Annotated in this window: 24 protein-coding genes and 2 pseudogenes; 10 read left to right on the forward strand and 16 right to left on the reverse strand. The window is 73.1% G+C overall.

Annotated elements, in window-relative coordinates; translation table 11 throughout:
* Positions 1-3: 3 nt before the first annotated feature.
* Positions 4-720: an ABC transporter ATP-binding protein gene (locus PV721_RS22975; protein ID WP_319727323.1), complete on the reverse strand. Its 717-nt coding sequence runs from the start codon at positions 718-720 to the stop codon at positions 4-6.
* Positions 717-1,496 (reverse strand): ABC transporter permease, encoded by a 780-nt coding sequence (locus tag PV721_RS22980; RefSeq protein WP_319727325.1) that lies wholly within the window; start codon positions 1,494-1,496, stop codon positions 717-719. Before PV721_RS22980 ends, PV721_RS22975 begins: the two co-directional genes overlap by 4 nt.
* A 128-nt stretch (positions 1,497-1,624) precedes the next feature.
* Between PV721_RS22980 and PV721_RS22985 the strand changes: the two genes are divergently transcribed.
* Positions 1,625-2,194 carry an XRE family transcriptional regulator gene (locus tag PV721_RS22985; RefSeq protein ID WP_319727327.1) on the forward strand — a complete coding sequence of 190 codons (570 nt, stop codon included), beginning with the start codon at positions 1,625-1,627 and terminating at the stop codon, positions 2,192-2,194.
* 60 nt (positions 2,195-2,254) lie between these two features.
* Positions 2,255-2,794 (forward strand): rhodanese-like domain-containing protein, encoded by a 540-nt coding sequence (locus tag PV721_RS22990; RefSeq protein ID WP_319727330.1) that lies wholly within the window; start codon positions 2,255-2,257, stop codon positions 2,792-2,794.
* 54 nt (positions 2,795-2,848) lie between these two features.
* On the opposite strand, the gene PV721_RS22995 is transcribed toward PV721_RS22990, so the two are convergent.
* From PV721_RS22995 to PV721_RS23010, 4 genes and pseudogenes are all read right to left on the reverse strand, one after another.
* Positions 2,849-4,135 carry an extracellular solute-binding protein gene (locus PV721_RS22995; RefSeq protein WP_319727332.1) on the reverse strand — a complete coding sequence of 429 codons (1,287 nt, stop codon included), beginning with the start codon at positions 4,133-4,135 and terminating at the stop codon, positions 2,849-2,851.
* Between the two features lie 358 nt (positions 4,136-4,493).
* A pseudogene (locus PV721_RS23000) lies at positions 4,494-4,655 on the reverse strand (aldo/keto reductase); the annotation flags it as partial.
* Between the two features lie 40 nt (positions 4,656-4,695).
* On the reverse strand, positions 4,696-5,130 hold the full coding sequence (locus tag PV721_RS23005) for a hypothetical protein (protein ID WP_319727335.1): 435 nt from the start codon (positions 5,128-5,130) through the stop codon (positions 4,696-4,698).
* Between the two features lie 140 nt (positions 5,131-5,270).
* Positions 5,271-6,053, reverse strand: coding sequence for an alpha/beta hydrolase (locus tag PV721_RS23010; protein ID WP_319727336.1), 783 nt, complete (start codon positions 6,051-6,053; stop codon positions 5,271-5,273).
* A 149-nt stretch (positions 6,054-6,202) separates the two neighbouring features.
* Between PV721_RS23010 and PV721_RS23015 the strand changes: the two genes are divergently transcribed.
* From PV721_RS23015 to PV721_RS23025, 3 genes are all read left to right on the forward strand, one after another.
* The gene (locus PV721_RS23015; RefSeq protein ID WP_319727337.1) at positions 6,203-6,610 is read left to right on the forward strand and encodes a YciI family protein; all 408 of its coding nucleotides are present in this window, start codon (positions 6,203-6,205) and stop codon (positions 6,608-6,610) included.
* Between the two features lie 26 nt (positions 6,611-6,636).
* On the forward strand, positions 6,637-7,782 hold the full coding sequence (locus tag PV721_RS23020) for an RNA polymerase sigma factor (protein WP_319727359.1): 1,146 nt from the start codon (positions 6,637-6,639) through the stop codon (positions 7,780-7,782).
* Between the two features lie 326 nt (positions 7,783-8,108).
* Entirely contained in the window at positions 8,109-8,792 is a 684-nt protein-coding gene (locus PV721_RS23025) for a hypothetical protein (protein WP_319727339.1), read from the forward strand.
* 578 nt (positions 8,793-9,370) lie between these two features.
* Here the strand turns inward: PV721_RS23025 and PV721_RS23030 are convergent.
* Positions 9,371-10,024, reverse strand: coding sequence for a TetR/AcrR family transcriptional regulator (locus PV721_RS23030; protein WP_319727340.1), 654 nt, complete (start codon positions 10,022-10,024; stop codon positions 9,371-9,373).
* Between the two features lie 121 nt (positions 10,025-10,145).
* Between PV721_RS23030 and PV721_RS23035 the strand changes: the two genes are divergently transcribed.
* Together PV721_RS23035 and PV721_RS23040 are read left to right on the forward strand one after the other, a co-directional pair.
* Complete coding sequence (locus PV721_RS23035) at positions 10,146-11,849, forward strand: ABC-F family ATP-binding cassette domain-containing protein (protein ID WP_319727341.1); 1,704 nt, start codon at positions 10,146-10,148, stop codon at positions 11,847-11,849.
* A 54-nt stretch (positions 11,850-11,903) separates the two neighbouring features.
* Complete coding sequence (locus tag PV721_RS23040) at positions 11,904-12,821, forward strand: virginiamycin B lyase (RefSeq protein WP_319727343.1); 918 nt, start codon at positions 11,904-11,906, stop codon at positions 12,819-12,821.
* 193 nt (positions 12,822-13,014) lie between these two features.
* Here PV721_RS23040 and PV721_RS23045 read toward each other — a convergent pair whose 3' ends face one another.
* From PV721_RS23045 to PV721_RS43995, 9 genes and pseudogenes are all read right to left on the reverse strand, one after another.
* Complete coding sequence (locus tag PV721_RS23045) at positions 13,015-14,022, reverse strand: hypothetical protein (RefSeq protein WP_319727344.1); 1,008 nt, start codon at positions 14,020-14,022, stop codon at positions 13,015-13,017.
* A 73-nt stretch (positions 14,023-14,095) separates the two neighbouring features.
* The gene (locus tag PV721_RS23050; RefSeq protein ID WP_416371158.1) at positions 14,096-16,573 is read right to left on the reverse strand and encodes a SpoIIE family protein phosphatase; all 2,478 of its coding nucleotides are present in this window, start codon (positions 16,571-16,573) and stop codon (positions 14,096-14,098) included.
* Positions 16,574-16,716: 143 nt separating this feature from the next.
* Positions 16,717-17,829 (reverse strand): LLM class flavin-dependent oxidoreductase, encoded by a 1,113-nt coding sequence (locus PV721_RS23055; RefSeq protein ID WP_319727346.1) that lies wholly within the window; start codon positions 17,827-17,829, stop codon positions 16,717-16,719.
* Between the two features lie 11 nt (positions 17,830-17,840).
* Positions 17,841-18,887, reverse strand: a complete 1,047-nt coding sequence (locus PV721_RS23060; RefSeq protein WP_319727348.1) for an LLM class flavin-dependent oxidoreductase — start codon at positions 18,885-18,887, stop codon at positions 17,841-17,843.
* Positions 18,884-20,263 (reverse strand): NtaA/DmoA family FMN-dependent monooxygenase, encoded by a 1,380-nt coding sequence (locus PV721_RS23065; protein WP_319727349.1) that lies wholly within the window; start codon positions 20,261-20,263, stop codon positions 18,884-18,886. Before PV721_RS23065 ends, PV721_RS23060 begins: the two co-directional genes overlap by 4 nt.
* Before the next feature lie 22 nt (positions 20,264-20,285).
* Positions 20,286-21,521, reverse strand: coding sequence for an LLM class flavin-dependent oxidoreductase (locus PV721_RS23070; protein WP_319727350.1), 1,236 nt, complete (start codon positions 21,519-21,521; stop codon positions 20,286-20,288).
* 151 nt (positions 21,522-21,672) lie between these two features.
* Positions 21,673-21,900: pseudogene (locus tag PV721_RS23075) on the reverse strand (GNAT family N-acetyltransferase); the annotation flags it as partial.
* 18 nt (positions 21,901-21,918) lie between these two features.
* The gene (locus PV721_RS23080; protein WP_319727352.1) at positions 21,919-22,467 is read right to left on the reverse strand and encodes a winged helix-turn-helix domain-containing protein; all 549 of its coding nucleotides are present in this window, start codon (positions 22,465-22,467) and stop codon (positions 21,919-21,921) included.
* Positions 22,468-22,699: 232 nt separating this feature from the next.
* Positions 22,700-23,221 (reverse strand): putative leader peptide, encoded by a 522-nt coding sequence (locus tag PV721_RS43995; protein ID WP_416371159.1) that lies wholly within the window; start codon positions 23,219-23,221, stop codon positions 22,700-22,702.
* Between PV721_RS43995 and PV721_RS23085 the strand changes: the two genes are divergently transcribed.
* The 3 genes from PV721_RS23085 (at position 23,106) to PV721_RS23095 (ending at position 25,137) form a co-directional block, all read left to right on the forward strand.
* A complete protein-coding gene (locus PV721_RS23085) occupies positions 23,106-24,314 on the forward strand; it encodes an acyl-CoA dehydrogenase family protein (RefSeq protein WP_319727353.1) in 1,209 nt (402 codons plus the stop codon). The genes PV721_RS43995 and PV721_RS23085 overlap by 116 nt on opposite strands.
* Positions 24,315-24,436: 122 nt before the next feature.
* A complete protein-coding gene (locus tag PV721_RS23090; protein WP_319727355.1) occupies positions 24,437-24,895 on the forward strand; it encodes an Rrf2 family transcriptional regulator in 459 nt (152 codons plus the stop codon).
* Positions 24,896-25,038: 143 nt separating this feature from the next.
* On the forward strand, positions 25,039-25,137 hold the full coding sequence (locus tag PV721_RS23095; RefSeq protein ID WP_319727357.1) for a putative leader peptide: 99 nt from the start codon (positions 25,039-25,041) through the stop codon (positions 25,135-25,137).
* Positions 25,138-25,555 lie beyond the last annotated feature (418 nt).

Consider the following 25,555-nt stretch of genomic DNA (forward strand, 5'->3'; position numbering starts at 1 on the left):
GTCTCAGTCGGAACCGAGGTGGCGGGCGATCAGTGAGCGCAGGTCCGGGTCGGGGGGCCCGTCGGGCACCGGGTGGTCGGCCAGCACCCGCCCGGGGGATCCGCCGAGGACGACGACCCGCTGGGCGAGGGCCAGCGCCTCGTCGATGTCGTGCGTGACGAACAGCACGGTGGTGCCCCTGCGCTGCCACAGCTCCCGCAGCAGGCGCTGCATGCGGGTCCGGGTCAGGGCGTCCAGCGCCCCGAACGGCTCGTCCATCAGGAGCACTTCGGGCTCGGCGGCCAGGGCGCGGGCCAGCGCGACGCGTTGCTGCATGCCGCCCGAGAGCTGCGCCGGGTACTTGTCGGTGCCGTCCGCCAGGCCGACCTCGGCGAGCGCCGCCAGGGCGCGCCGGCGGCGTTCCGCGCGCGGCAGCCCGAGACGCTTGAGCGCGAACTCGACGTTGCCGCGGGCGGTGCGCCAGGGGAAGAGCGCGTAGTGCTGGAAGACCACGCCCCGGTCGGGCCCCGGTCCGCGCACCGGCCGGGAACCTGCCGTCACCGTGCCGGTGGTGGGCGGTACGAACCCGGCCACGGCGCCCAGCACCGTCGACTTGCCGCATCCGCTCGGCCCGAGCAGGGCGGTGAAGGAGCCCGCGGGCAGGTCCAGGTCCGTCCGCTCCAGCACGGGGGCGGCGCCGTAGCCCACGGACAACCCCTCCAGACGTACGGCCCGGCTCATGACGCGGTCCAGTGCACGAACCGGCGGCCGATCGCGGCCAGTACGAGGTCGACGGCCACGCCGAGCAGCCCGAGCACGAGCAGCCCGGCGAACATCCGGTCGACCCGCAGGAACTGGCCGTCGACCTGGAGCCGGTACGCCAGACCGCTGTCCGCGCCGCCCAGTTCCGCGGCCACCAGGGCGAGCAGGGCCACCGACGCCCCGTAGCGCAGCGCCGCGAGCAGGGCGGGCGCAGCGGCGGGCAGCAGCACCTCGACGAACCGTCGGTGCAGCGGCGCCCCCAGCGACCGGGCCGCCCGCAGGTGGGAGAGCGGGACCCGGGCCACCCCGTCGTGGACGTAGAGCCATACGGCGAGCAGTACGGCGTACGCGATCAGCAGGCGCTTGGCGCTCTCCCCGATGCCGAACCAGGCGGTGGCGAGCGGTACCAGGGCGATGGCCGGGATCGGGCGCAGGAAGGAGACGAGCGGGGTGACGGCGGCGGAGAGCCTGGGCAGGTAGCCGGTGGCGAAGCCCAGGGCGCTGCCGACGAGGGCGCCCAGCGCGAAGCCCTGCCCGGCGCGGGCCAGGCTGGCGCCGAGATCGGCGGCCAGGATGCCGCTGCGGGCGCTGTCCACGAGCGCGGTCAGGGTCTGGGCGGGCGTGGGGAGGAGTCCCGGGGCCACCGCACCGGACCAGGCCAGCAGGTACCAGAGCGCGAGCACGGCGCCTGCCGCGCCCAGGGCCGGGCCCAGTCGGCCGAGGGTCCGGCCGGGCGGTGAGTGGGTGGCTTGCACGGGGCGGCTCCTCCGTCGTCGATAAGTGAGGTCAATAATTGACCACGCTTATGAAGGGAGTGTTGCGGCAGTGCGAAACCTCGCCGGGGCGCCGGACCCCTGATCGGTGATGCGGTACGTTCACCTGCGTGTCTCGACCCGAACCAACGCCGGAGGCGATCGAGGTCGGACGGGTGATCCGCAGCTGCCGCAAACAGCGCGGCGTCTCCATGGCCGTCCTCGCCGCCCGCTCAGGCCTCTCCCAGCCCTTCCTCAGCCAGCTCGAACGCGGCCTCGCGACGCCCAGCCTCAGCTCCATCTACCGGATCGCCGAGGCGCTCGACGTCACGCCGGGCACCTTCCTGCGACCGCCCGGCCGTCCGGGCACGGTCAGCCACGAGAGCGACCCGCAGGTGATCCGGGTGACCGAGACCGCGGGGCAGGTCGCGCAGGTGCTCATCCCCGGGGGCCGCAGCGCGCTGATGGAGGCGTACGAGCACCACTTCGAGCCCGGGCAGGGCGAGCGCGGCTGGTTCGAGCACCCCGGCGAGGACTTCCTCTACGTCCTGGAGGGCGAGATAGTCCTGGAGCTCGAGGGCGAGGCGCCGCTGACCCTGCGCGCCGGCCAGAGCGCCCACCACCGGGGCGAAGTCCCGCACCGATGTCGCCTGACGGGCCCGACCCCCGCCCGCACCCTCCTCGTCATCGCGAACGCCTAGGCCGGCCCCTGCGCCGCCTGCGCGTGCGTACCCCTCCCCCTGCCAAGGATCCGATCCGCCATGAGTGATTCCGCCGCCACACTGAGCGTCGGCGAGGCGCAGCCCCACCTCGACGAGCTGACCGTCGTCGATGTCCGCACTCCCGCCGAGTTCGCATCCGGCCACCTGCCGGACGCCGTCAACATCCCGCTCGACCGGATCGGGCGGGCGCTGCCGGAGCTCCGGCAGGCCGCCGCGCGCAAACCGCTCCTCCTCGTGTGCTCGTCGGGCGCCCGCTCGGAAAACGCCACCGCCACCCTGGCGTCCCACGGCATCCCCGCGTCGAGCCTGGGCGGCGGCACCACGGCGTGGGCCGCCGGGGGCCACGGACTCGAGTACCCGGCCGGCCCGCCGCGGGCCGTCTGGGCCATGGAGCGCCAGGTCCGCTTCACCGCGGGCGCCATCGTGCTGCTGGGTCTGGGCCTGGGCCTGTTCGTCCACCCGGCGTTCCGGCTGCTGTCCGCCGGGATCGCGGCCGGTCTGGTGTTCTCCGCGCTCACCAACACCTGCGGGATGGCGGGCGTACTCGGCAGACTGCCGTTCAACCAGCGGGGCAAGTAGCCCCTGAAGCCCCGGGGCCCCTGGACATCGCGTCGGCGGTTCCCCGGGAAGCCGTCAGTTCTCCTTGCCGGCTTCCACCGACTTGGTCGCGATGTCCTCCAGGACGGCCTTCGGGTCGCCGCCCGGTTCCACGGCGCGCCCGATGCTGCGCTTGATCGTGTCGCTGACCGTCACCCACGACGGGTCGTTCACCGGGTAGAGCCGGGCGGTCCGCAGCGCGTTCAGGAACTCCTCGTCGGTCTGGCTGAGGCCGCCGCCGGCCGGGGTGCGCGCGGCGGAGGCGGTGGCCGGCAGCAGGTGGTAACGGCCGGCGAAGTCCGACAGGTTCTTGTCCTGGTAGACGAACTCCAGGAACTTGCCGATCTCGGCGCGCCGGTCGTGCTGTTTGAAGGCCACCAGCCAGTCGGCCACGCCCACGGTCGGCGGGCTCTCCCCCGAGCCGAGCGAGTCCGAGACCGGCATGGCAACGGTGCCGACATCGATGCCCTTCTCGGCCGCCTGGTGGGCGAGCGACGGGTAGCCGTTGAGCATGCCGACCTCACCGCGGAGGAAGGCGGCGAAGGCGTCGGCGCGGTTCAGCCGGGACGGCGGGGTGGGCCCGACCAGGCCGGGGGTCACCAGGTTGTCCTTGACCCACTGCCAGGTCCTGATGTTCTGCTCGGAGTCCAGGCTGTACTTCCCGCTGCTGTCCGCGTAGCCACCGCCGTTGCTGAGCTCCCAGATCAACGCCTCGGCGTGCGCCTCCTCCGGCCCCAGGGGCATGGCGTACGGATACTTCACGTCCTTGTCCTTGAGCGCCTTGGCGGCAGCCTTGAGCTCCGGCCAGGTCTTGGGGGCCTTCTTGACACCGGCCTTGGCGAAGAGCGCCTCGTTGTAGAACAGGAGACGGCTACTCGCCACGAAGGGCAGTCCGTAGAGACGGCTGTTGACGGTCCCCGCCTCGGCGAGCGGCTGCAGGAAGTTCGCCTCTGCTCCGACCGAGAGGAGCTCTTCGGCGGAGTAGAGCTTCCCTTGCGCGGCGAAGTCCGAATAGGAGCCCATGAGCGCCACATCGGGCGCCTTGCCCGCCTTCACCATCCGGGAGACCTCGCGGTCGATGTCGGCCCACGGCAGCAGCTGGACCTCGACCTTGATGCCGGGGTTGGCAGCGGTGAAGCTGCCGGTCACCTTGTCCCAGTAGGCCTTGGAACTGGTGGCCGGGGTGTCGCCGTACTCGGCGGCCACCAGGCGGAGCGTTCCGCCGTCACCCGCGGCGTCGTCCGAACTGCCGCATCCGGACAGTGGTATCAGCAGGCCGAGCACGACCGCGGTGGCGGCCGCGCCGAAGATCTTTCGTCGCACGGGTGTATTCCCCTGATGTCGCTTGGATGTCGCTGCTCCTGGCACACCCGGCCGAGGGTGGGCGCCCTCCGGCCCGGTGGCCGGAATCATCTCCTGAGGTTGGAGTTATTGATTCCACTCTTGGAGCAGGTGTGGCCGATGATCCAGTCGACGGCTTTCGTGCTTGTGGCTTCCGACATGCGGCGAACCCTTCCTACGCGCGTAGAAACGCGCGCAAGTCCGGTCGGCCGCAGTCTCCGCCGAGGGCGGGGACGGCGGCCGGCGCGGTCAGGGGCGAGGGCGGCGGCGCAGCAGTGGGTCGGACAGGGCGGGCGGTACGCATCCGGCGTCCCGGGTGGACAGGTTGGTGCCCGGCTGCCCGGATGACCCAACGGCGGCTGTTCCCCTGCTCGTTGGGGTCTTCGCCGAGGCTGCCGTGGAACTTGGTGGCCGGCACCACCCGGTCCCGTCGGCCTCCGGCGAGCGCCTTGCCGACGATGGTCTCCGACTCCCCCGCCGAGTACACGTCGGCCGTGTCGACGCGTTGATCGGTCGGGTGGCCGACGTACTCGCGGGGTGCGTCACCCGTGTTCGTTGAGGCCGTCGACGACGAGGGCGACGCCGATGCCGAGCAGCCAGACGTCCTTGGCCAGCGCGATCCCCTGCTCGGTGGGGCGCAGGCTGCCTTCCTGGCGCATGCCGGGCGTGCGCAGGTAGAGCCCGAGGGTGCCGGCGGAGAACGCGGTCACCGCGGCCCCGGCGACGGCGGCCGGGACGAACGGCACGAGCAGCGCGGCGGCGATGGCGATCTCCCCCGCGGCGAGCAGCCGGACGAACTTCTGGGCGTCCTGCTCGCCCAGGAACGGGTAGCTCTGAGCGGCGAACTGGTGCAGTCCCTCGGCCGTGGCCTCGTCCGCGCCCAGCTTCGAAACGCCGGAGTTCAGGAAGAACGTGCCGGCCGTCAGCCTGAGCGGAAGCTGCCTCGCCAGGGAATCCCAAGCCCAACAGGATGCCATCCGGAACCTCCCAAGATTGACCCCACCTACCACCCTGCCACCCCCTCGGACCGTGTCAAACGGGCGTCGGCCGCCCCAGTTGCGCGGGCATCTCCGACCAGGTCGGGAGCCGCCTTCGGGTCAGGTCAGGTCAGGTCAGGTCAATGCTCGGCGCGCCCGACGCGCTCGAGCCAGTCGGCGAGGAGGGCGCGCAGGAGTTCCGGTCGCTCGTGGGGCAGGGCGTGGCCCGCGTCGTCGACGACGGCGAGCGAGGCGTGCGGGTAATGGTCGACGAGGTCGATGGCGGCGGCGTACCCGACCGTCGAGTCCAGCCGCCCCGCCACAACGGCTGTCGGACCCGCGTAGGCCGGCGCGTGACCGGGGGTGAGCTCCCACCGTTCGCCGATCCGTTCGAGCGCCACCTGGTCGACGAGCGCTGCGGACGGGGCGACGTACTGCTCGTGGCGTTCGAGCATCTCCGGGGTCTGGATCACGAAGTAGTTCCGGAAGACGTCGTCACCGATCTCACCCGATCCGGCGACGACGCGGTGCTCCGGGACGTCCCGGAGTTCCGGCAGCAACGGACAGACCAGCGCCAGGCCGGCGACCTGCGCCCGGCCCCTCGCGGCCATCGCCTGTGCGTAGTACGCGCCCGCCGAGTGACCGACGAGGAGGTACGCGGTCCCGCCCGTGACTTCGTCGGCGAAGGCGAGCAGCGTGTCGAGGACGTCGTCGGCGCTGCGCAGCGTCCCGGGAGCGGTGGTGCGGCCCATGCCGGGGAGGTCGGGGTAGATCCGCCGCAGCCCCGCGACGCCGTCGAGAGCCGGCTCGAAGCAGGCCTCGGTCTCGCGGTGGTCGACGCCGGCGCCGTGGAGCACCAACACGGGCCGGCCGCTCCCGTGCTCCACGTAGTGGACCACCACCTGGCCCACGCGGATCTCCATCCCCGCATGCTAGCCGCGCCGGGGCGGCGCAGGGCCTCCTCTCGCTGCGGGAGAAAAAGTTTCGGAGAGGATGTCGAGAACCCCAGACCGGCTCCGTCCCCGCAGTGAACGCGACCACAATGGGTCGCACAGCACCGAGGAGAAGCATCATGGCCAAGTACCTGCTGCTCAAGCACTACCGCGGCGCCCCGGCAGCGGTCAACGACGTCCCCATGGACCAGTGGACGCCGGAGGAGATCTCGGCGCACGTGCAGTACATGCAGGACTTCGCGGCCCGGCTCGAGGGGACCGGCGAGTTCGTCGACGGTCAGGCGCTCGCCCCCGAGGGGACGTTCGTCCGGTACGACGGCGAGGGGCGCCCGCCGGTCACCGACGGCCCGTTCGCCGAGACCAAGGACCTCATCGCAGGCTGGATGGTGATCGACGTCGACAGCTACGAGCGCGCCCTCGAGCTGGCCGGGGAGCTTTCCGCCGCCCCCGGGGCCGGTGGAAAGCCGATCCACGAGTGGCTGGAAGTGCGCCCGTTCCTGGCCGCGCCGCCCACCATCACGGAATGACCTCGCAGGTGAACCACGTGAACCAGGTGGACGAGGCCCTGCTCCGGAGTCTCACGCCGAGCGTGCTCGCGATCCTTGTCCGCCGCGGAGCCGACTTCGCGGCGGCCGAGGACGCCGTACAGGACGCGCTGCTGGAGGCCGTCCGGGTCTGGCCGGACGACCGGCCGCGGGACCCGAAGGGCTGGCTGATCACCGTGGCCTGGCGCCGGTTCCTCGACGCGACCCGCTCGGCCGCCGCCCGGCGCCGGCGCGAGGTCCTCGTCGACGAGGAGCCGGCGCCCGGTCCGGTGTCCGGGACGGACGACACGCTCCAGCTCTACTTCCTGTGCGCCCACCCGTCGCTGACGCCGTCGTCCGCGGTCGCGCTCACGCTGCGCGCCGTCGGCGGGCTGACCACCCGCCAGATCGCCCGGGCCTACCTGGTGCCCGAGGCGACGATGGCACAGCGCATCAGCCGGGCCAAGCGCACGGTCTCGGGCGTGCGGTTCGATCAGCCCGGCGACGTCGCCACGGTGCTGCGCGTCCTCTACCTGGTCTTCAACGAGGGCTACTCCGGCGACGTCGACCTCGCCGCCGAGGCCATCCGGCTCACCCGGCAGCTCGCGGCCGCGATCGACCACCCCGAGGTGGCGGGGCTGCTCGCCCTCATGCTGCTGCACCACGCCCGGCGGGCCGCCCGGACCGCGCCCGACGGCAGCCTGGTGCCGCTCGCCGAGCAGGACCGCGGCCGGTGGGACACCAGGTCGATCGCCGAGGGCGTGGGGATCCTGCAGGCGGCCCTCTCCCGCGACCGGTTGGGCGAGTTCCAGGCCCAGGCCGCCATCGCGGCCCTGCACGCCGACGCGCGCACCGCCGAGGAGACCGACTGGGTGGAGATCGTCGAGTGGTACGACGAGCTCGCGCGCCTGACCGACAGCCCGGTCGTCCGGCTCAACCGCGCAGTGGCCGTCGGAGAGGCCGACGGGCCACGCGCCGGCCTGGCGGCGCTCGCGGCGCTGGACGACTCACTGCCGCGCCACACCGCGGTGGCGGCGTACCTCCACGAGCGCGACGGCGACCTGGTGACGGCGGCGCGCCTGTACGCCGAGGCGGCCCGGAAGGCCCCCAACACGGCCGAACGCGACCACCTGACGCGGCAGGCCGCCCGGCTCAACGCCCGCCGGAGTCGCTGAGCGACGCCGAACGGGCCCCACTCGTCGAAGAGCGGGGGCTCCACTCGTCGAAGAGCGGGGGCGCCGCCCTCCGGCGAGGCGATCGTCTGCCGGGCGGGGGTGATCCACGTCACGATGCCGTAGCCGTGGGCACGGCATCCGCCGGCAAACCAGGTCCCGTCCACGTTCTGCGCGGGTCCTGCCGGCCGGGCTCACGGCGGGTGCAGAGGCGCTGCTTCGCTTCCTCGGCGGGCTGCGTAGAGTACCGGCGGTCATGGAACGGAGAAGTCATTGGACGCGGTCGAGTTCCCTCTCAGCGCTCGGGTGCGCCGGGCCCGGAGATGGTCGTGGCCACGAGCGCGGTGAGTGCCGTCATCGCGGGGGCCGCCCTGGCATCCGTGGTGGCCGACGCCTGCGGATGGGTGCCGGTGCCGCGGGGGGGCCAGGCGGTCCTGGTACTGGTGACGCTGTTCGTGCTGCCCGTCGCATGCGTGGGAGTGCGCGGCGTCTGGGCGCTGCGCGGACGTGCCGAGCTGTTCGCCGCCGCCGGCGAACACCGTCGGCGGCGTCCCACCGACCGGCAGCTGGTCGACCACCTGCTCAACGAGCACCCGCTCACCCCGCTGTGGTGGATGCTGGCCGTCCTCGGCGGCCTCGGCACGCTCTGCCTCGGGTTCGCGCTTCCGTTCGCCCTGGCGGACGGGGCCGTACTCGCCGGGGTACTGCTCGGCGCCGGGCTGGCCTCGTCCCTGACCGCTCTGGCCCTCGCCGTGCCCGGGATCCGCCGCGCCGACCGCCAGGGCGCGCAGGATCGGAAGCGGCGTACCGAGCTGTGGTCGCTGCCCAGGCCGTCGAACGCCGGCTCACCGTCCCCCTCCTCGGCGCCGGCGACGGGGCACACATCGGCGCCTGAACACACGGCCGGGGGCCACGGGGCCCTGACAGCGCACGACCGCAGCACTCGCTGCCCGAGGCCGGGTACGGGCGGCCTTCGCGCAGGAGGCCGGAAGGGGGTACGTCGACGCCGGTGAGACGAAGGCGACGTGCATGCTCATGAACGCGCGGATCAGGTCAAGGGTGTCCTGCTCGTCGGCGCGGTGCATCCGTAGCCGGGTCATGTCGTCGAGATCACCGACCGCAGAGGAAAGCCGCCCGGGCCACGATGATCGCGGACGGGCACCGAGATCAGGGTGTATCAGGAGCAGGTGTAGTCGTCCGGACCGCCACTGTGGTGGGACGCGCTCCCCCAGTTCGACGTGGCCAGGGCGAACTGCCGCAGCGGTCTGAAGTGGTTGCGCAGCTCCGAGCGGCCGTGACCGGCTGGGTAACCACCTTGCACAGGACTGACGTTGCCGAGCTGCGCCGGACCGGTGTCCGGGGCCGTCCTGGCCGCGACGCGCGGCCAGGACCTCGCCGTGAGGACGTTCCCCGGTGATTGCGCCGGCCGTCCGCCGGCGCGGGTCCCCTGCCGAGAGGTAACAGCGGCCGGGCGGACGGCGCACCGCTGCCACCGACGCCCGCCGTGCCAGGCAGCCGCACGTCGGGGTCGTCGCTCGCCTGCCGCACTCCAGTCCCCAGGGGACGGCAGGCACCGGCGCTGCGGCGCCGGCTAGGGACGCGGGTCACGCGGCCGGAAGGCGCCGGCGCGCGCCGCCGCGGCCGCGGCCTCCGCGGCGCGGCGCGGCAGCGTCGGGTCGGGGGCGGACCGGAGCAGCAGCAGCTCGTGGTAGAGCGGGGCGGTCGCTGCGACGAGCAGCGACCGGCTGTCGGCGGGGCCGGCCAGTTCACCCCGGTCGGCCGCCCGGGTGACGACCACCGCACACCGTGCGTAGCGCTCCTCCCAGAAGCGCGACAGCGCCGCCGCGGCCTCCGCCGACCGGAACCCGGCGGCGATCAGGGCCGTGGTCAGGTTCGGGCCGCCGCCGGCCAGCGCCTCGTACACCTCTTGGTTGAGGGCGGTCAGATCGTCCTGCAGCGACCCGGCGTCCGGTGGGCTCCACGTGTCGTCGGACGCTGCGTCGAGTACGTCGGCCAGCAGGCGCCCGACGTCGCCCCAGCGCCGGTAGACGGTCGTGCGGTGGACGCCGGCGCGTTCCGCGACCGCGTCGACCGTCAGCCCGTCGTACCCGGCCTCGAGGAGCAGTGCGCCCACCGACTCCAGTACCTGGGTGCGGACGCGGGCGCTCCGGCCGCCCGTCCGGCGCCGCCTCGTGGCCGGTTCCTGTCGGCCGGAATCTTCGCTTGCCTGAATGCGGGAATCCATGCCAGCATTTTAACGCAACATTCGTCGCCTTAAAGGAGAAGTCCCGTGGTCATCCCCCGCGTTGCCGCCCACCACACCGCCTCCGTGACGCATCCCGCCCCCGAACCCCTGGAGCCGCCCTGTGACCGCCCAGCTCACCGCGTCTGACCTCACCAAGGCCTACGAAGGCCGCCTGGTCCTCGACTCCGTCGACTGCTCCCTCGCCGTCGGCGAACGCCTCGGCATCGTCGGCGAGAACGGCTCCGGCAAGTCCACCCTGCTCCGGCTGCTGGCCGGCGCCGAACGCCCCGACCGCGGCGAGGTCGTCCTACGCGCCGAGTGCGGCATCGGCTATCTCGCGCAAGAGGAAGACCTCCCCCCGCACCTGACCGTCCAGCAGGTGGTGGACCGGGCCCTCACCGAGTTGCATGCCCTGGAACGGCTCCTGCGCCGGCTGGAGGCCCGGATGGCCGACGGCGACGCCACCACCGAGACCCTCACCTTGTACGCCGACAGCCTCACCGCCTTCGAACTGCGCGGCGGGTACGACGCGGACGCCCGCGTGGAACGTTCCCTGCACGGCCTCGGCCTGCCGGCGCTGCCCCGCGAGCTCGCCGTCGGTGGCCTGTCCGGCGGCGAGACCGTACGCCTGCGCCTCGCCGTACTGCTCGCCGCCGCCCCGGAGGTGCTGCTCCTCGACGAGCCCACCAACCACCTCGACGGCGCCGCCCTGACCTGGCTCGAGGACCACCTGCGCGCCCGGCGCGGCATCACGGTCGCCGTCTCCCACGACCGGGCCTTCCTGGAACGCGTCGCCACCTCCCTCCTGGAGGTCGACGGCGACCTGCACGGGACCGTGCGGTACGGCAACGGCTACGCGGGCTACCTCGCCGAGCGCGCCGCCGAGCGGCGGCGCCGCGCCGCGGCCCACACCGCCTGGCGGGCCGAGGTGGCCCGGCTGCGCGAGGCCGCCGCCGTCACCGCCCGCCGAGTGGCGCCCGGCCGGGCCATGAAGGACGGCAACAAGATGGCGTACGACCGCGCTGCCGGCCGGGTCCAGCAGTCCCTCGCGAGCCGGGTCCGCAACGCCGAGGAACGGATCGCCCGGCTGCTGTCCCAGCCGGTGCCCGCACCCGCGGACCCGCTGCGGTTCACCGCCGTACCGCGCACCGCCACATCCACCACCGCCACCGCCACCGCCACCGCCACCGAACCCCGTACGCCCGTCGGGCCGGCCGGGTCCGGCGACGTGCGACGGGTACTGCTGGCCGCGGCGGGCGTCGCGGTCGAGGGGCGGCTCGCGCCGGTGGACGTGAGCGTGCCGGCCGGCGGCCGACTGCTGGTCACGGGCCCGAACGGGGCGGGCAAGAGCACCCTGCTGCACGTTCTGGCCGGCGCCCTGGCCCCCGATCTCGGGCAGGTCGTCCGGCACGGCCGGACCGGGCTGCTGGCCCAGCACACCGACGTCGGCGCGGGCGGCCGGACACTGCTCGCGGCCTACGCCGAGGGCCGCCCCGGGACCCCCGAGCAACACGCCGAACAGCTCCTGTCGCTGGGCCTGTTCCCCCGCGACCGGCTGTCCGCTCCGGTCGACTCCCTGTCCGTCGGGCAGCGCCGGCGGCTTGCCCTGGCCCGCCTGGTCACCGAACCGGCCGACGTCCTGCTGCTGGACGAGCCCACGAACCACCTCTCCCCCGCGCTGGCGGAGGAACTGGAGGAGGCACTGGCCCGGTTCGCCGGCGCGGTGGTCGTCGTCAGCCACGACCGGCGGCTGTGCGCCCGCTGGCCGGGACACCGGCTCGACCTGCGCGCCCCCGCGCCCACCGCGGCCGGCGCCTCCCTGTGACGACCGGTCAGCCGCTCCCCTGTCCCCCCTTCCGCCCTCGAAAGGCCGGCTCGCTTGACCACCTCCGCGACCCCGCTCGGCACGCTCGCCCTCCCCACCGTCGGCTCCGGCCCGTACGCGCTCGCCGTCGGGCCGGACGGCCAGCTGTGGTGCACGCTGGTCCACGCCGGGCGCATCGGCCGCCTCAGCCCTTCGACCGGCCTCGTCGAGGAGTTCGCACTGGACTCCCCCGACTGCGGCCCCACCCTGATCACCACCGGACCGGACGGCGCCCTGTGGTTCACCCGGTACCGGGACCACCGGATCGGCCGGATCACGGTGGACGGCGAAAGCTGCTCGTACGCGCTGCCCGGCGGCGCGGGCGGGCCCTACGGGATCGCGGCCGGGCCCGACGGCGGCGTGTGGTTCACCCTGACGAACACCGGCCGCATCGGCCGGATCGGCCCGGACGGCGAGGTCCGCGAGTTCCCGCTGCCGTGCGAGGGGGGATTCCCGTCCTTCCTCACGGTGGGACCCGATGAAGCCCTGTGGTTCACCCTCAACCAGGCGAACGCGATCGGCCGGATCACCGTCTCCGGCGAGGTCCGGCTCCACCCCCTGCCCACACCCGGTGCCGCCCCGGTCGGGCTCACGGCCGGCCCGGACGGAAGCCTGTGGTTCGCCGAGATCGGCGCCGGGCGGATCGGGCGGCTCACGACCGGCGGGGCGGGCGTGGAGATCACCGGGTTCGCACTGCCCGAAGCCGACTGCCGCCCGCACGCCGTCGCGGTCGCACCGGACGGGACCTGCTGGTTCACCGAGTGGGCGACCGGCCGGATCGGCTCCGTCACCCCGGACGGGACGATCACCGAACACCCGCTCGCGGACCCCGACCGCGAACCCCACGGGCTCGTCTTCGGCCCGGACGGCACCCTGTACGTCGCCGAGGAGCACTGCGGCGTCTCCCGGTGGGAGGTACACCGCTCCGCCTGAGACCCGATCGGGCGGCTCGGGCAGTGGATCCCGGATCGGCGGCGGCCCGGTGCGACGGCCGGCCACCCGGAGCGGCAGGCGACGTTCACCGCGATCGCCCCGGCCTGGCCGGCCACCCGCTGCGCCACCACCCCGACTGGACCGGGCCGACGGTCGTTGAAGGCCGGCACCGGCGGCAGCATGCGGAGCCGGACTACTGGACGCTCCACCGGGGCGGATGGGCGGGGTCGGCCGGGCAGCCGAAGACGTTCAGTTCGCCCCAGCGCCCGACGGTGACCTTCGTCGGCGTGCCCTCCTTGAGTTCTCCGGCGGATGGCCCGTCCTCGAGCGGGATCCAGCTGTACGTGCCGCCGTCCCACTCGGAGCTGTCGACGGTGAGGACGAGCGCCATGGCCCGTCCGCAGGAGGCGCAGTCCATCGGGTACGGGTCGGTCACGTGCCAGGACGCGAAGCCGCCGATCCTCCAGCCCGGGGGGATGGAGAGGTCGTACCGGTAGCAGGGGCGGGCACCGCGCCGTAGCCCCGGCGGACGCTCCCAGTCTGTGATGGCAGCCGCCAGTTCCATCGGAAGCAGGCCCCCGTACTGGTAGGTGGTCACTTGCTCGGGGTGGAGTACGCAGGGCTCGGGCACGTATGCGTCGTAGCCGACCACCTCGGGCTCCGGCTGCCGGGTGATCGGATCCGTCACCTCCTGGGAGCGCTGCCAGCGCAGGTCCACGTGCATTCCGTAGCCGGTCTCACCGTGTCGGTCGAAGGGGCACCAGAACAGCTGGAGGAGGTCGCAGCCGTCCGGCCCGGCCGGAAGATCGGGGATGTCCCTGCGATGGAACTGGGCCACGCCGAGCAGGGGGATCGGCTCGGTGTCCTCCAGCCCCGCCACCTCGTATTCGTCCCGGAGCGCGCACAGCAGCTCCTGCTTCTCCTCGCCGACCGGGCTGCCGCCACCGCGCAGCCAGAACTCGCCGAGGAAGCGCTCGAGCCGGATGTCCTGCGGGCGCCGACCCCGGTCACGCGGGTGGGGCTGCGAGCACACCGGCCACGGTGCGTCCGCGGGCCAGAGCAGCGGCCCGCCCACATGACTGTCCGTCACGTCCGGCTCGCCCGGCCGCGGATGGAGCCGGGTGGTCGTGCCGCGATGGGCGGCCAGAGCGGGAAAGAGGACTTCGGGGTCGAACGGACGCGGTGGTGTGGTGCGGGCCATGGTCACGACCCTACGGGCCGACTGCCCCGGGCCCGCGAACCCGGCACACGGAACCCGTGGCCGCCCGGCCGCTTCAGCCGTTCGCGCGGTGCCAGGGGATCTCGGCCCACACCTGTTTGCCGCCGCTGAGCGGCACCGAGCCCCAGGCCATCGTCGTCGCTTCGACGATGAGCAACCCTCGACCGCCGGTCGACTCCCAGCTCACCCACACCGGTTTGACGGGGCTGCGCGGCGACGCGTCGTTCACCGCGATCCGCAGCCGGTCCGCCGACAGGGTCAGGTCCATCCCCACCTCGCCCTGCGTGTGCGCGATGGCGTTGGTGACCAGCTCGGACACGACCAGCAGGGCCGCGTCGAGTTCCTCCTCCACTCCCCAGGACCGCAGGGTGCGCGCGGTGAAGCGGCGTGCGTGCAGGACCGCGTTGGGCAGCCGCCACACCGTCCAGTGGCCGCGCATCGGCCGGCCCCGCGTGCCGTCGTAGCGCAGCAGCAACAACGCCACGTCGTCGTCGCGACGGCCCACACCGAAGACCAGCTCGTCGGCGACCCCTCCGGGATCGACCGGGTCGGCCGCGGCGAGCACATCGCGCACCCGCCGCATGCCCTCCTCCAGCGGCAGCCTGGCGGACTCGACCAGGCCGTCCGTCAGCAGGACGAGCACGGTGCCGGGGACCAGCCCCGCCTCGGTCATGGGGAATTCGGCTTCCGCGAGCACGCCCAGGGGAGGTCCGCCCTCGACCGCCATCTCCTCGGTGACGCCGTCGGGACGGCGCAGTATCGGCGGCAGATGGCCGGCCCGTACGACCCTGGCGATGCCCTCCTCCATGTCCAGGTCCACGTACGTGCAGGTGGCGAAGAGATCGGTCTCCATGCCGACGAGCAGGCGGTTGGCCCGCGCGACCACCACATCGGGCGGGTGGCCCTCCACCGCGTAGGCCCTGACCGCCGTGCGCATCTGGCCCATGATGGTGGCGGCTCCCGCGCTGTGCCCCTGCACGTCCCCGATGACGAACGCCACGTGCCCCTCACCGAGCGGAATGACGTCGTACCAGTCGCCGCCGACCTCGAGTCCCGCCGTCGCGGGCAGGTAGCGGGCGACGGCGACACCGCCCGGCAGCTCCGGGAGCTTGCGGGGCAGCAGACTGCGCTGGAGCATGGTGGCGAGTTCGTGGCCCGCGTCCAGTGCGTGGGCGCGCACCAGGGCCTGCCCCACCAGCCCCGCGGTCGCGGTCAGCAGCGACCGCTCCTCCGGTCCGAACCGGTGCTCCCCGTCCCACCCGACCAGGCACAACCCGACGATCCTGCCTTCGGCCGGAAGGGGCAGCACGGCGAGGCCGCCGGGCCCGACGCCCAGGAGTCCGGGTTCGAGATCCGCGCCCGGCGGCCACAGGCCCATGTGCCCGCCGCGCAGCGCGCCCTCCAGGGTGGGGAGGTCGCTGAGGGACACGTCGGGCCACACGGACCGCCATTCCGCGCGCCAGACCTCGGGCCAGGCATCGGGCTCCGGAGGGTCGAGGGCGGTGACGATGAGCCGCTCGGGTTCCAGTTCGCCGACCGCGACCCGGGAGGCGCCGAGCGGCTCTCGCAGGGCGGCGGCCGCCAGCCGGCTGACCTCTCGGATGGTCGCCGCTCCCGCCAGCGTGGCCGACAGCCGCTGTACGAGGGAGACCTCGTCGGCGCTGGGGCGCAGATACGTGGCGTCGGCCACCACGCCGAGGACGCGCTGGGGTGTGCCGGAGGAGTCCACCTCGACGCGGCAGCGCAGCCCCAGCCAGCGCAGCTCGCCGTTCGGGCGGCGGATGCGGAACGCCAGCTGCTGGCCGGCGGCGACCAGCCGGTCCGGCTCCACGACCGCCATCAGTGCGGGCATGTCGTCGGGGACGGCGCAGGCCAGCAGGGTCTCCACCTGTCCGTCGAACTGCTCGGGAGCCAGACCGAGGAGTTCGAGCACGTGGGCGTGGGCCTCCATGCGGCCGGTGCTCAGTTCCAGGATGAACGCGCCGCCTTGGTGGGGCACCAGGGACTGGCCCAGATGTGCCTGCGGGGCCTTGCGTCCGGCGAAGCGAGCGGCGACCGATTCGAGTCCAGCCGCCACCTGATCGGCGTAGAGCTCCAGAAGGCTGCGGTCGTCGGCGCTGAAGCCGTCCCCGACGTCGCCGGCGACGATCAGGCACCCGAGTTCCTGGTCGCCGTGCCCCAGCGGCAGCGCGCCGAGCGAGATCCTGGCCGGCGAGTCGGGGTCGCCGTCCCGGATCCGGGTGGGGAAATGGTGGGGATCGTCCTCGATGAACGTGGCGAGTTCCTTGGGAGTCAGCCACAGGGGGCGGCCGTCGCGGAAGGCGTTGGCGGCGGGCGAATGGCTGGCCACGGCGAGGATCGCGGGCAGGCCGTAGAGGACCTCGCGGTTTCCGGTCAGCTCGGCCAGATGGAGTTCCCTGGCCTGGTCGGCGACCACATAGACAGCGGCCAGCTCTGCCCCGCAGAACGCAAAGCGACGCCTGCTCACCGTCCGTATCGCCTCCTCCCGAGGAGCCTGACCGCCCCCTCCCATGCTGTCGCGACCGGGACCATTCGGGCGAGTCGGAACGCAGGCGAAGGGCCCGGCGCCGCCCACGCTGCGTGAGCGGGTCGTGACGGACAGGCGCGCCGGGCCCTCCGGGGGACCCGCTCTCGTCGGCTGCTCCGCCCGGGCGGTCAACGACGTCGCCACTCCTCGGCCAGCAGGCGGTAGGAGCGGACCCGGTCCGCGTGGTCGTGCGTGATGGTGGTGATCAGCAGCTCGTCGGCCCCGGTGGCCTCCTGGAGCCGCTCCAGGTGATCGGCGACGGTCCGCGGCGAGCCGACGAACTGGGTGTCCACCCGGTCGGCGACGAGTTCCCGGTCCGCCTCCGTCCAGGGCAGGGCGCGCGCCTCGGCGGGCGTGGGGAAGGGGATGGCGCCCTCGGCGGTACGGATGCTGCGCACCCACGGCGCGTATCCGGTGGCCAGTTCGCGGGCGGTCGCGTCGTCCTCGGCGACGACGACGTCGGCGGACACCGTCAGGTACGGCCGGTCCAGCTCGGCGGAGGGCTTGAAGGCGGCCCGGTAGCCCTCGGCCGCCTCCAGCACCGATGCGGGGCTGACGTGGTAGTTGGCCGCGAACCGCAGGCCGTTGCGGCCGGCGGTCTCCGCGCTGACTCCGCCGCTGCTGCCCAGGATCCACACCTGCACGTCGGCCCCCTCGCCGGGCACGGCACGAGCCTCCACCCCTTCCGGGGAGCGGTAGTCGCCCCGCAGCAGCGCGAGGACGTCGTCGATCTGCTCGGCGTAGTCCTGCGGCTGGGCACCGGGCAGGTTCAGCAGCCGCTGCTGGAGCGCGACCCGCGGATGGCCCAGCAGGTGCGCGAAGGAGAACCGGGCCGGGATGCGGAGCCCGTTCGGGGTGTACCCCTCGAAGGGAGGGTCCTGCGAAGCTCCCGGCTGCGGCCGGCCGGGCGAGCGGCCCAGGCCCAGGTCGAGGCGCCCGGGGTGCAGCGCGTCGATCAGGCCGAACTCCTCGACCGTGGACAGGGCGGTGCGGTGCCCGAGCTGGACGGCGCCGGAGCCGAGCCGGATGGTCGAGGTCGCGGAGGCGGTCAGCGCGAGCACGACCGCCGGGGAGGTCCCGGCCACTCCCGGATTGAGGTGGTGCTCGGCGAACCAGTAGCGGGCGTAGCCGAAGGCCTCCGTCTGCCGGGCGAGGTCGATGCTGCGCTGCAGGGCCTCGGCGGCGGTGGAGCCGGACGGGACCGGGACGAGGTCGAGGACCCCGAGGGGTGTGCCGGACATGGCCGGGCTCCTTACAGGTCGGGGAAGGAAGGGTCGGGGATCTCGCGGCGCAGCACCGGGGCGATCTGCGACTGGAAGAGTTCGAGGGAGGCCCGGTGCTCCGCGGGGGTGAGCCCGCCCGGCTCCGCCTGGACGTGCAGGGCCGTGTGGCCGAAGGCCTCGTGGTAGCGGTGGACCTTCTCGATCACCTGCTGGGGGCTGCCGATCAGCGCCGAGCTCCGCTCGACGAAGTCCTCCAGCGTCGGGAAGACGGGAGCCAGGCCCTGCTGCTCGTGGAAGGCGAGGTAGCGGGCGAACGCCGGCCGGTACGCCGCCACCGCCTGCTGCGAGGTGGGGGCCGCGTGGTAGCCGGCCGAGCCCGCGCCGACGACGGCGTGCGCCGGATCGTGCCCGTAGTGCTCCCAGCGCTCCCGGTAGTGGCGGATCAGCGCGGCGTACGGACCGATCGGGTGGGTGACGTTCGCCGAGAAGAGCGGGTCTCCGTAGCGCGCCGCGAGATCGACGGACTCCCGGCTGGTCGCACTGCCGTGCCAGACCCGCAGGGCCGGCTGGAAGGGCCGCGGCAGCACCTCGGCGCCGGAGAGCGAGGGGCGGAAGCGCGGGTCGGCGCTGACCTTGTCCTCGCGCCAGATCCGCCGGAACAGCTCGTAGCCCTCGGCGTTGCGCTCCCACTGGTCCTCGGGGGTCACGTGGAACAGCTCCCGCTGGGCCGTGCCGTTGCCCTTGCCGATCATGAGTTCCAGGCGGCCGTCGGAGAGGTGGTCGAGCGTCGCGTAGTCCTCGTACGCACGCACCGGGTCCAGCAGGCTCAGGGTGGTCACGGCGGTGAACAGCCGGATCCGGCGGGTCAGTGCGGCGATGTGGCTGAGGACCACGGGGGGCGAGGACGACAGGAAGGGCCGCTCGTGGCGCTCGCCGACCCCGAAGCCGTCGAAGCCGAGCTCCTCCGCGAGCAGCGCGGCGTCGACCACCTCGCGGAACCGCTCGCGGGTGGGTGTGGGGTCGCCCGTCACCGGATCCGCGGAGTCCGTGATCAGGGTGATGGTCAGGAACTTCATGAGCTTGCTGCCTGCCGGTCGGAGACGGCCTCCGGCACCGCGAGCCCGAGGTGGTCGCGCAGGGTGGTGCCCGCGTACTCGGTGCGGAAGGCGCCCCGCTCCTGCAGGAGCGGGACCACGGTGTCGGCGAAGACGTCCAGGCCGCCCGGTGTGATGTGGGGGACCAGGATGAAGCCGTCGGCCGCGTCCGCCTGCACCAGCGTGTTGATCTGGTCGGCGACGGTGGCTGCGGAGCCGACGAAGGTCTGGTCGGCGGTGGTGGAGATGACGAGCTCGCGGATCGACAGGTTCTTGGCCTCGGCGAGCGCTCGCCACTGCCGGGCGGTGGCGAGCGGGTCCCGGAACTCGCGGACGCTCGCGCGCCCGAGGGCGATGGTGTTCTCCCCGACCTCCGGGTCGACCGCGGGCAGCGGGCCGTCCGGGTCGTAGCCCGACAGGTCCCGGTTCCAGACGTGTTCCAGGAACTTGATCGCGGTCTGCCCGCTCACCTGGAGGCGGCGCACCTCGTGGGCCGCCTCGCGGGCCTCGGCGTCGGTGTCGCCGAGGACGAAGGTGGCCGCGGGCAGGATCTTCAGCTCGTCGTGGCTGCGCCCGTACGCGGCCAGCCGGCCCTTGACGTCGGCGTAGAACTCCCGGCCCGCGTCGAGGGTTCCGTACCGGCCGAAGATCGCGTCGGCACTGGAGGCGGCGAACTCGCGGCCCTCGTCGGAGTCACCCGCCTGGAAGATCACCGGCCGGCCCTGCGGGCTGCGCGGCACGTTGAAGCGGCCCTCGATGTCGAAGTGCTGCCCCTGGTGGGCGAAGGCCCCGGCCCGCGCGTCCCGCAGGAAGGCGCCCGACCCGGCGTCGGCGAGGATCTCGGAGCCGTCCCACGAGTCGAACAGCTCGGTCGCGGTGACCAGGAACTCCTTGGCCCGGCTGTAGCGCTCCTCGCGCGGCAGGAACCCGCCGCGCCGGAAGTTCTCGCCGGTGAAGGCGTCCCAGGAGGTGACCACGTTCCAGGCGGCCCGGCCCTCGGACAGGTGGTCGAGGGAGGCGAACTGGCGGGCCACTTCGTAGGGCTCGTTGAAGGTGGAATTGATCGTGCCGGTCAGGCCCAGGCGTTCGGTGACCGCTGCCAGGGCGGCGAGCACCGTAAAGGTGTCGGGACGGCCGACCACGTCCAAGTCGTATAACTTCCCGCCCTGTTCGCGCAGCCTCAGCCCCTCGGCGAGGAAGAGGAAGTCGAACTTGGCGCGTTCGGCGGTCCGCGCGAAGTGGACGAAGGAGTCGAAGTCGATGTGGCTTCCGGCCGCCGGGTCGCTCCACACGGTCGTGTTGTTGACGCCGGGGAAGTGGGCTGCGAGATGGATCTGCTTGAGCTGCTTGCTGCTCATGAGGGGGCCTTCCGGTCCGGGATCAGGCGGCGGGGTGGGCTGCGTAGCGGCCGGCCGGGCGCTCCAGGCCCAGCAGGCCGCGCAGGGTGTCCGCCTCGTACGCGCGGCGGAAGATCCCGCGCCGCTGGAGCTCCGGCACCAGCCCCCGGGTGATCGCGGGCAGGTCGTGGGCGTGCGTGCCCGGCCGCAGGAGGAAGCCCGACAGGCCGGCCGTCCGCCAGTCCTGCAGCAGGTCCGCCAGCTGCGCGGAGGTCCCGGTGAAGACCGACGTGTCACTGCCGTACGGGGCGCCCGCGAGGGCGTCGAGGCGTTCCTTGCGCGCGCCTGCGGCCGGGGCGTCCTCGTCCAGGAACACGGTGAGGTCCGCGAAGAGGTGCAGCGGCTGCGCCGCGAGCCCTGCGTGTTCCCGGGCCTGCCGGATCTGCGTGACCGCCGCGCGGGCCCCGTCGGCGTCGCGCGCGGCGACGTACCCGAGGTCCGTGGACCGGGCGATGAGGCCGTACGCAGCGCTGACCTCGCCCTGCGCGCCGGCGGTGCCCGCCGCGGTGATGAGGGGTTGCCCCTGCGGCGGGCGGGGGGTGATCGACGGCCCCCTGACGCTGAAGTGGCGGCCCTCGAAGTCGATGTGGTGCAGCTTGTCGCGGTCGACGAACCGGCCGGTGGCCACGTCCCGGATCTCGGCGTCGTCGTCCCAGCTGTCCCACAGCCGCCGGATCACTTCGATGTGGTCGGTGGCCTCCTCATGGGACTCCGCTTCGGGGAGCGGGACCGCACGACGTCCGAAGTGCCGGGCTTCGTGGGCCAGTTGCGACACCTGGATGTGCAGGCCCGCACGCCCGCGGCTGACGTGGTCCAGCGTGGCGACCGCCTTGGATATGTGGAACGGCTCGGTGTGGGTGGCGGTCACCGTCGGCACCAGTCCGATGTGCCGCGTCAGCGGTGCGACCCGGGCGGCGGTGAGTACCGCGTCGAGCCGCCCGCGGACCTGGTCCGTGCGTCCGTCGGGACCGTCCGCCGAGGACGACTGGAGGGCGAGGGAATCCTCGAAGGTGACGAAGTCGAGCAGCCCGGCTTCGGCCTCGGCCACGGCATCGGCCCAGTAACGGGCCGTGAAGAGTTCACCGGGCCGGGCGCCCGGCTCGCGCCAGGCGGCGGGGTGCCGGCCCGCACCGTCGAGCGCGACGGCGAGGTGCAGCGGTTCGGAAGGTGCTGATGTGAATGCCGGTGCGAATGCGGATGCGGGCGGGGATGAGGGCACGTCGAATTACGCCTTCCTGACCGGCCGGGCGAAAAGGAGGCCGATGCGCGTCGCGAATATGAGGGCGTACGAGAGGGCGGGGAAGAGGCCCGTCACCAATTTCTCCTCGAAACGCTATGCCTCATAGCGGTGCCCTACAAGGACCTGCATATTAAGAGAAGTTGGCAGCGGTGTTGCCGGGCGGGCAGACCGCCGTGAAGGACGGGCGGCGGCGCAGGGTGAAGCCGATCGACTCGTACAGGCGGATCGCCGTCGCGTTGCTCGCGGCGGTGTGGAGGAACGGGGCGTCGCCGCGCTCCCGGATGCCCGCGGCGACGGCGCGGACCAGCCGGGTCGCCAGCCCGGTGCCCCGGTGGTCGGGGTGCGTGCACACCGCGCTTTCGATGAAATGAATCGGCTACTGGTGGTCGGGTACGTACCTGTAGCCGACGCGGCGCACGGTGGAGATGCGGCCCCGGTGGGCGGGACCGAGCTTGCGGCGCAGCCGGGCCACGTGGACATCGACCGTACGGCCGTCGCCGAAGTGCCCGTGGCCCCAGATGCCCGAGATGAGGGCATCGCGTGTGTGCACGGTGTACGGATGGGTCACGAGGTGGTCCAGGAGGTCGAACTCCAGGTAGGTGAGGTCCAGTTCGCGCCCGTCGACCTCGGCCAGCCGACGTGCGCGGTCGACCCGGATGGCATCGCCGTGCGGGACGGGGCCGGGGTGTGAGGCCGGGTCCGGCTCGGGGGCCGGAGGCGTCCCGGGCTCGAGGGAACGGATCTCCGGGCGTATGCCGTGGGCTGTCATCACCGCCACCGGGTCGACGTTCGCCGGCAGGAAGACGAGGTAGGCGACGCGGCCGCCATCGGTCCCGTTGACGAGGACGGGCGGACGGTCTCCGACCAGTTGGAGGTGCGGGGCCGGGGAACGGCGGATGGCGGGTGCGGGAACGGCGGTGGTCACGATGAGCCCCTTCGGCTGCTCGGAGTCAGGTACGGATGCCGGGTGTTCGGCCACGACGGGGCAGGGGACTCCACGACGGATCCGGATGCGACCGGGAGAACCGGCGCGTCGCACGCGGCACGGGGACCCGTACGACTCAAAGGACCGGGGTCACGTAGGAAGCGCGACGCACAGAGGGAGGCAGCAGCCGGATGACCGGCGCGCGTCGAGGAAATGCCCTGGCGAAGAAACCCTAAACGGGTCGGCAGACCGCGCTGGCGACGCGACGGAAGTCAACGTGCCTGCGGCGTACGAGCAACGGCTGCGACGGGGACATGGCCACATCGTGAGGTGCACGGCGGGCCTGCGTCAATACTTCCCTACTGATTACATAGGAATAACCCACCAGCTGGCCGCCGACCTGCAGCGTCTTCCATCTCGAGATGGATCCGTCCACCATTCGGTCACGGTCTTGCCGGGAGGGCCGCTTCCGGCAAGTATCCCTATCAATCCGATGGGAAAGGTGGGGATTAGGTCGCCACCACCGGCGCTGACGCCACCCAACAACGTTCCGGAGTAGCCGACATGACCACCGCCACCCCCCAGGGCACCGCTGTCCGCCCCACCCCCGCACCCCGCAGCGGCGCCCGGGCCTGCCGGTGACGCCCGCGCCGAGGACACCGGGCACCACCGGCCGCCGACCCGTCGACGAGCAGCGCCGCGCCCTCCTGCGTACCGCCCGCGATGTGGCGGAGGACCTCGCGGCGGACGCCATCGTCCGCGATCAGGCGGGCAAGCCGCCGACCGACGAGACGGCCCGGCTGCGCGAGGCCGGCCTGCTGGCGTCCCTCACCCCGCCCGGGCCGGGCCGCGGGGCGGACTGGCGTACCGGATGCGCCGTCATACGGGAGATCGCCGTGGCCGACAGCTCTGTCGGCGACGTACTCGCCCGCCATTACGTACACGCCTGGAGCGGGCGCTTCTACGCGAGTGACCAGCACGCGACCGCCCTCGAAGAGGAGTCGGTGCGCGAGGGGTGGCTGTGGACCGGCGCTGTCCGCACTCCTCGGCCCGACGACGAAACCGACGGACCGGACCTCACACTGAGGCGGCACACCACCGGCCATCTGCTGAGCGGGCGCCGGGCCGTGGACACGGCGGTGGCGACAGCCGACCAGATCGTGGTCGACGCCGTCTGTGCCGCGAACGGTGACGTCCTGGTCGTACGGATCCCACCCGGCGCACGGGGCGTGACCGTCGAGCCCGCCCACGATCGCCTCGGGCAGCGCGTCGCCGGCGCGGGCGCGGTCGTCCTCGACCGGGTCACCGTCACGCCCGAGCAGGTGCTGGGCCGCCGGCCGCACGACGAGGAGTCGACCGCACCCTTCACCGCGCTCGCGGAGCCGGCGCTCCGGCTGGCACTGTGCCACGTCGGCCTCGGCATCGCCGAGGGCGCCCTCACCGAGGCGCGCGACCTCAACAGGGGCGGCCGCGCGCACCGGCTGCCCGGCGAGGACCCGGACCTCTTCCTGACGTACGGAGAACTCGCCTCTGCCGCCCAGACGGCCACCGCCGTCGTCGATCGGGCGACGGACGTGATGGCGCAGGCCCTCGAGACGGGCCCGCACCTCGATGCGGAGGGAGCCGCGGGCGTCGCCGCCCTGGTCGCCACGGCCGAGACCGTGACGGGGAAGGCCGCCCTGCGCATCACCGCCCGGGTGCTGGAACTCGCCGACGCGCCCGGCCTGGACCGGTTCTGGCGCAACGCCCGGGTCCTGACGGCCCACCGTCCCGTCGCGCACCGACTGCGCACCATCGGCGAGCACTACCTCAACGGCTCCCACCGCGCGGTGGCGTCCTTCCGCTGACGCACGGCACGGGCTCAGGTCGCGGACCTGGGCCCTGCCCCCCGGCTGCCGCGTACGCCTACCCGGCAGCCGGCCGCCACGCGTGGCGTACACCGGCCGCGGCCATGCCAGATAATGTCCGTATGCGCATCTCAGCCAGGGCGGACTATGCGGTACGTGCCGCGCTGCAGCTTGCCGCGTCACAGGAGGACGGGCCGGTGAAGGCGGAGGCCATCGCCGACGCCCAGGACATCCCGCACAAGTTCCTCGAGGGCATCCTCAACGACATGCGCCGAGGCGGTCTCGTGCTCAGCCAGCGGGGCGGCAACGGCGGCTACCGGCTGGCCAAGCCCGCCCGCTCCATCAGCATCGCGGATGTGATCCGCGTCGTGGACGGACCGCTCGTCTCGGTGCGCGGGGTCCGCCCGCCGGACCTGTCCTACACCGGCCCCGCCCAGGCGCTGCTCCCCTTGTGGATCGCACTGCGGGCCAACGTGCGCGAGATCCTCGACGGCGTGACGCTCGCCGACGTCGCGGCGTCCGACCTGCCCGCTGACGTGTCGGCACTGGCCGAGACTCCCGGGGCCTGGACCAACCCCTAACCCCTTCCCTACGCCCCACCTGCGCATTCTCAGATATCGAGATTCAAGCGTCCACCATGCGGTCAGCCCCTTGGGGCGCGCCTCCGCCTCTGCCAATATGCCTACCAACCAGGTGGGAAAACTAGGAATCCAGGGAGGCGGCCGTGCGAACACTGCACCGCGCAGGCCGGATGCTGCCCCTGACCTCCCGCCGGCACATCGACCTGGTCCGTACGTCCAGCGCCATCTGTCAGGCCGGCTGACACCCTTCGCCGGGCCTGGCTCCGCACGCAGGTCACCACCGGGCGCTGTCCCGCCCCGCCCTCCGTCGGCCGGCCTCACCGAGCGCGTGCCTTCGAGCGCGGGCGTCCGATGCCCGCCCCCGGCCTGCGACCGCGACCCCGCCGACCACGGCCGGGGGTCACTTCCGTACGTGCCGATGGCTTCACGCCGCCCCGACTCCGTCCCCGTACCTCCCTGAACACCATCCCGTGAAAGGACACCTCCGTGTCTGCCGCAAGACCGCTCACCGCCCTGCGCGCCCTCGCCGTCACCGCGACCCTTCCCCTCCTGCTCACCGCCTGCGGCTACGGCTCCGAGGCCAAGAAGGACGAGGGCGACAAGGCCGCCAACGCCGCGGCCACCGGCGGCAAGAAGCTGTCGGCCTCCGAGGTGCGGATC

It is taken from the genome of Streptomyces sp. MB09-01 (assembly GCF_033794505.1).
GTDB lineage: Bacteria > Actinomycetota > Actinomycetes > Streptomycetales > Streptomycetaceae > Streptomyces.